The sequence below is a fragment of the Saccharopolyspora sp. genome (genome assembly GCF_017434145.1).
Lineage (GTDB): Bacteria > Actinomycetota > Actinomycetes > Mycobacteriales > Pseudonocardiaceae > Saccharopolyspora_C > Saccharopolyspora_C galaxeae.
This window is the reverse complement of record NZ_JAFRFW010000853.1, coordinates 1-4,917: the sequence shown is the minus strand read 5'-3', so window position 1 is coordinate 4,917 and position 4,917 is coordinate 1. Positions and strand designations below refer to the sequence as shown.

6 protein-coding genes are annotated in these 4,917 nt (G+C 71.0%); 2 read left to right on the top strand and 4 right to left on the bottom strand.

What is annotated here, in order from left to right; genetic code table 11:
- The 4 genes from IJH84_RS23245 to IJH84_RS23230 form a co-directional block, all read right to left on the bottom strand.
- The coding region (locus IJH84_RS23245) for a LacI family DNA-binding transcriptional regulator (RefSeq protein ID WP_295149003.1) at positions 1–1,006 on the bottom strand (1,006 nt) is incomplete at its 3' end.
- A gap of 336 nt (positions 1,007–1,342) precedes the next feature.
- Positions 1,343–1,669: a DUF2795 domain-containing protein gene (locus tag IJH84_RS23240; protein ID WP_295149000.1), complete on the bottom strand. Its 327-nt coding sequence runs from the start codon at positions 1,667–1,669 to the stop codon at positions 1,343–1,345.
- A gap of 49 nt (positions 1,670–1,718) precedes the next feature.
- Positions 1,719–2,840 carry a Vms1/Ankzf1 family peptidyl-tRNA hydrolase gene (locus IJH84_RS23235; protein ID WP_295148997.1) on the bottom strand — a complete coding sequence of 374 codons (1,122 nt, stop codon included), beginning with the start codon at positions 2,838–2,840 and terminating at the stop codon, positions 1,719–1,721.
- A 59-nt stretch (positions 2,841–2,899) separates the two neighbouring features.
- Positions 2,900–3,472: a type 1 glutamine amidotransferase domain-containing protein gene (locus IJH84_RS23230; protein ID WP_200071326.1), complete on the bottom strand. Its 573-nt coding sequence runs from the start codon at positions 3,470–3,472 to the stop codon at positions 2,900–2,902.
- Between the two features lie 127 nt (positions 3,473–3,599).
- Here IJH84_RS23230 and IJH84_RS23225 point away from each other — a divergent pair, with 127 nt between their 5' ends.
- Both IJH84_RS23225 and IJH84_RS23220 read left to right on the top strand, forming a co-directional pair.
- Positions 3,600–4,058: a peroxiredoxin gene (locus IJH84_RS23225; protein ID WP_295148993.1), complete on the top strand. Its 459-nt coding sequence runs from the start codon at positions 3,600–3,602 to the stop codon at positions 4,056–4,058.
- Positions 4,055–4,917 (top strand): glycosyl transferase (locus IJH84_RS23220; protein ID WP_295148990.1); only part of this gene is annotated, 863 nt, incomplete at its 3' end. The genes IJH84_RS23225 and IJH84_RS23220, both read left to right, overlap by 4 nt.

The window sequence follows — 4,917 nt, the reverse complement described above, 5'->3', positions numbered from 1 at the left end:
TGCCTTCGGTGCTCGCCCGCGGGACCAGCACCCGCGGCGGAAGTTCCAGGTCGTCGGCCGTGCCGGTCTCGATCAGCTCCAGCAGCAGGTGCACCGCTGCCTCCGCGTTCTGCTCGTCGTCCTGCGCGAGCGCGGTCACCTGCGGCGTCACGACCCGGCACAGCATCGAGTCCTGCCAGGACAGCACCGCGAGCTCATCCGGAACGCGGGTGCCGAGCTCGGCGGAGCGCGCCACGACCGCGACCGCCATCACCGCGCTGTCGTAGACGATCGCCGTGGGCGGCGGGTCCGCGGCCAGCAGCCGCCAACTCGCCCGCACACCACCGGATTCGGTGCTGTCGGCCTCGGCTTTGACCAGGTCGGTGCCGAGGCGTTCGCGCACCCGCCCGCGCAACGCGGCGCTGCGGTGCTGGGTGTGCTGCAGATCGGGACCGCCTTGGACGTGGCCGATCCGGCGATGCCCCAGCGACGCCAGGTGATCGACGACGGCGTGCACCTCTTCGCGCTCGATGTGGCGCAGCACCGCGACGTTGCCGAAGCGCTCGTGGTCACCGACGACGACGGCGGGAATGCCGAGTTCGCGCAGCAGTTGCGGGCGCGGGTCGCAGGCGCGCAGGTCGGTGACGATCATGCCGTCGATGCGGCGCTCGGCCCACCAGCGGCGATAGGTCAGCAGCTCGGCGTCCTGGTCCGGAGTCAGCGCCAGCTGCAACGACAAGCCGTGCTGCGCCAACGCGGCCTCCACCCCGGACAACCACTGCACCACGAGCGGATCGGACCGCAGCTCGTCCGGCGGGCGGGACAGCACGACGCCGACGCTGCCGGTGCGGTCCGCGGCCGGAGTGCGGGCCGGGCCGCCGGACTCCCAGCCGAGCTGGGCGGCGACGTCGAGGACGCGTTCGCGCGTCGCGGCCGAAACACCCGCGCGGCCGTTGAGCGCGTAGGACACCGCGGCCTTGGACACGCCCACGCGGCGCGCGATGTCGATGATCGTGGGCCGGTTCAACTCAGGCTCCCCCTCGGTCAGCCCTCCCCGCCCCGGCAGCATAGCGAATTCCGCGATCTCGTCGGCCGGACTTTCCGAAGTGCGGGACCCGTTCGCCCGCTCTTCCCGGGGGCACGGTCCGCTCACTCCGAACACACGATCCCCGGCCGGGTAAGGCGCGGGCGTGTCGATTTTCCGAGTGAACGGACCGTTGGTCCCACTAGATTGGACGAACAGGCCGTTCACTCGGAGAGGACGAGCCGGACGGGGCCGGACATGCCGAAGGCGCCGGGGATCAGCCCGGCGCCTCCAGCGCGCTGAACTCGCTCGATCGCGGAAAGACCGAGCGCAACCGGCTCAGCTGCCCCGGTTCTCCCCCAACTCCTCGACGATCGGGTTCGCCGGGACCTCGGCCTGGTGCTCGGCCAAGCCGCCCTTCTGCGGCTGACGGTTCTGCTGAGCCTTGTCGGAATCCGACTGGCCCTCCTCCTCGCCCCGCTCCAGCGGGACCGAGCGCACCACCTCGGTGACGTTGTCGTAGTCGGCGGGCGGCATCGCCCGCAGCGCCCGCACGGTCTCCTCGTCGACACCGTTGTTGTTGGCGAACTCGACCAGCTGGTCCTTGCTCGCCGGGAAATCGACGCCGGACAGCGAAGCCTTCAGCGTCTCACGCGTCGTCGTCATGCTTTCCCCTTTCGACGCGGGGTCTCGGTTCACGTTCCGCGGCAGGCCCTCAGCCGTCGCTGTAGCGCAGGATCGCGCCGACTCCGCCGTCGAGCTCGACCTTCTCCGGATCGACCAGCACCAGTTCGGCATCGGTGCCCGCCACCGCCCACGCGGTCGCCGCACTCGCGGGCGCGGTGCCGGGGCTCGCCACGCCCATGTCCGTGAGCGAGCGCTGCTCGAGCGCGATCTGGTTCGGCAGCGGACCGACGTGCAGCCAGGTCACCGACTCCGGGCGGGACCACAGCAGGGTCCGGACCTGGCCGCGCTGCAGGGCGCCGATCACGCGTTCCCAGCCTTCGACGGCGCGTTCGTGCCTGCCGCGTTCCTGCTCGAACTCGCGCACCGTCTCGTTCGCGCGGGCCTCCACGGCGTGCGCCACGGTGTCGTCGACCTCGCGGCGCAAGCTCTCGCCGGACGCCTTGCGATCCAGGTGGCTCGCCTCGGTCTGCACCGTGCGCTCCCGGATGTTGTCCGGCAGCGCCTCGTGCACGAGCTTGCGCTGCTGCGGATCACCGGCCAGCACGACCGCTTCGGCGCCGATGCGCATCGCCTGCTTGGCGAGTTCGTCGGCGGCCTCGCGGGCGTTGTGCTGCCACTGCTCCTCGACCGCGTGCTGGAAGCGCTTCTCGTTCTCGTCGTGGCCCCCGACGTGGGCCTTGTGCACCGGGTGCTCACCGCCCTGAACCCGCCGGGTCTGCGGCTCGCCGCCCGCCGGGGCGATCGTGAGCTCCGCGTTGACGTGATCGACCAGCGCGACGACGTGCGGGATCTTGGAAGCCCGCAGCCGCAGGTACGGCATCAGGTGCGGCAGCGTGCCGTAGTGCACCTTCTCGTCGTCGGAAGCGTCGGTCGGCGGTTCCGGCAGCTCCTCGTTGAACACGACCTCGCCGCCGGTGGCGACCAGCACCTGGCCGCGGCGGCCGGTGCGGTACTCGTGCCGATCGACGGTGTCGTCCAATGCGCGCAGCGTGTCCTCGTCGGCACCTTGGTCGGTGAGCTGCTCACGCGCCGAACGCCACCGCAGCTGCACGGCCTTCTTCGCGTCCTCGGCATCCGCCGAGGTGTCCAGGTACACCGTCGCGAACGGCCCGCGGCGTTCGTAGACGTCTTGCAGGAACGCGAGTTTCATCGACCACTCCAATTAAATCTCAGGGCCTCCGATCCGCCGCGCGATGCGCGCGGGCCGGATCAAGCGCTGCGGGCCTGCGCGCGGTGCTTGCCCTCGGCGACCTCTTCCACGAGCTTGTCGCAGAACGCGGGCAGATCGTTCGGGTTGCGGCTGGTCACCAGGCCGGAGTCGACGACGACCTCCTCGTCGACCCATTCCGCGCCCGCGTTGCGCAGATCCGTGGCCAGGCTCGGGTAGGAGGTGACCCGGCGGCCGCGAACCACGTCCGCCTCGACCAGCGTCCACGGGCCGTGGCAGATCGCGGCGACCGGCTTCTGCTGCGAGAAGAAGGTGCCGACGAAGCGCACCGCGCTCGGCTCGGTGCGAAGCGCGTCCGGATTCGCCACACCGCCGGGCAGCACCAAGCCGTCGTACTCGTCCGGCGAGACCTCGCTGACGACCTTGTCCACGGTGAACGTGTCCGCCTTCTCCAGGCCGTCCCGGCCCTGCACCGAACCGGGCGCCACCGACACCAGCTCGGGTGTGCCGCCCGCGTCCTGCACGGCCTTCCACGGCTGGGTCAGCTCCACCTGCTCGATGCCGTCCTGGGCCACCAGGAACGCCACCTTCGCGCCGTTCAGACTGGCGCTCATCGCACAACCTCCGTGTCGATCGGTGAAGCACCGCTGTGCTGCGGTGCCGCTTGGCCGTGCCCTACCCGTGGCCCGGATGCGGCAAACTCCACGGTGGATCACCCGCGATCGACTTCGAGGAGCCCGGATGCACATCGGCGCGACGATCGACGACTTCGCACTGCCCGACCAGCACGGCGCGGAACGCAAGCTCTCCGAACTGCTCGCGCACGGCCCGGTGGTGCTGTTCTTCTACCCGGCGGCGATGACCTCGGGCTGCACCGCGGAGAGCTGCCACTTCCGCGACCTGTCCGCGGAGTTCGCCGAGCTCGGGGCGCAGCCGGTGGGCATCAGCACCGACCCCGTCGACAAGCAGGCGGAGTTCGCCCGCACCAACTCGTTCCAGTACCCGCTGCTGTCCGACACCGACGGGGCCGTCGCGCGGATCTTCGGCGTCAAGCGCCGGTTCGGTCCGCTGCCGGTGAAGCGGCACACCTTCGTCATCGGCCAGGACCGCACGCTGCTGGAAACGGTGCGCAGCGAGTTCAACATGGGCACGCACGCCGACACCGCGCTGAAGTTCCTCCGCGAGCGAAGCGGCGCATGAGCCACATCGCGTTCGAAGCCCCACCCGCACCGGGGCACGTGAACCCGACGCTGCCGCTGGTCGCCGAGCTCGTCCGCCGCGGGCACCGGGTCAGCTTCGCCACCGGGGAGCGGATGCTGCACACGGTGCGGCAGGCGGGTGCCGAGCCGGTCCGGCTGCCCGGTGCGCTGCCGGTGGCCGAACCCGGTGCGGGCGGCGAATCCTTCGGCGCCGAACAACTCGCGGTGCTGCTGGAGGGCGTGCTCGCCGAGATCCGCGCGGACCTGCCCGTGCTGGTCGAGCACTTCGGCCTCGACCGGCCGGACGTGGTGTGCTTCGACGCGATCAGCCCGTTCGGCTCGATGATCGCGGAGAAGCTGGGTGCGCGCGGCATCGCGCTGAGCACGAATCTCCTGGGCGGCGGGACGTTCATGCCGGAGCGGTTCGACTTCGGCCACCCGCGGCTGGTAGCGGTCCGATCCGAGATGGCGGCGTTCGCCGCCGAACACGGGGTGTCGCTACCCGATCCGATGGCCGGATCACCCGCGGGAACGACCATCGTGTTCGCACCCCGCGCGTTCCAGCCCGGTGGTGACGAGTTCGACGAGGGGGTCCGATTCGTCGGGCCGTCCCTCGACCGCCACGAAGAACCGTTCACGCCGCCGGGTTCGCCGCTGCTCTACATCTCGCTGGGCACCGCGCACACCCGCAGGCCGGAGTTCTTCCGCACCTGCGTGGCCTCGTTCGCCGACACGCCGTGGCGAGTCGTGCTCGCCACCGGTGCGGTCGACGCGGGCGAACTCGGGGCGGTGCCGGAGAATTTCACCGTGGCGCCGTCGTTCCCGCAGATCGGCGTGCTGCGGGCGGCGGACGTGTTCGT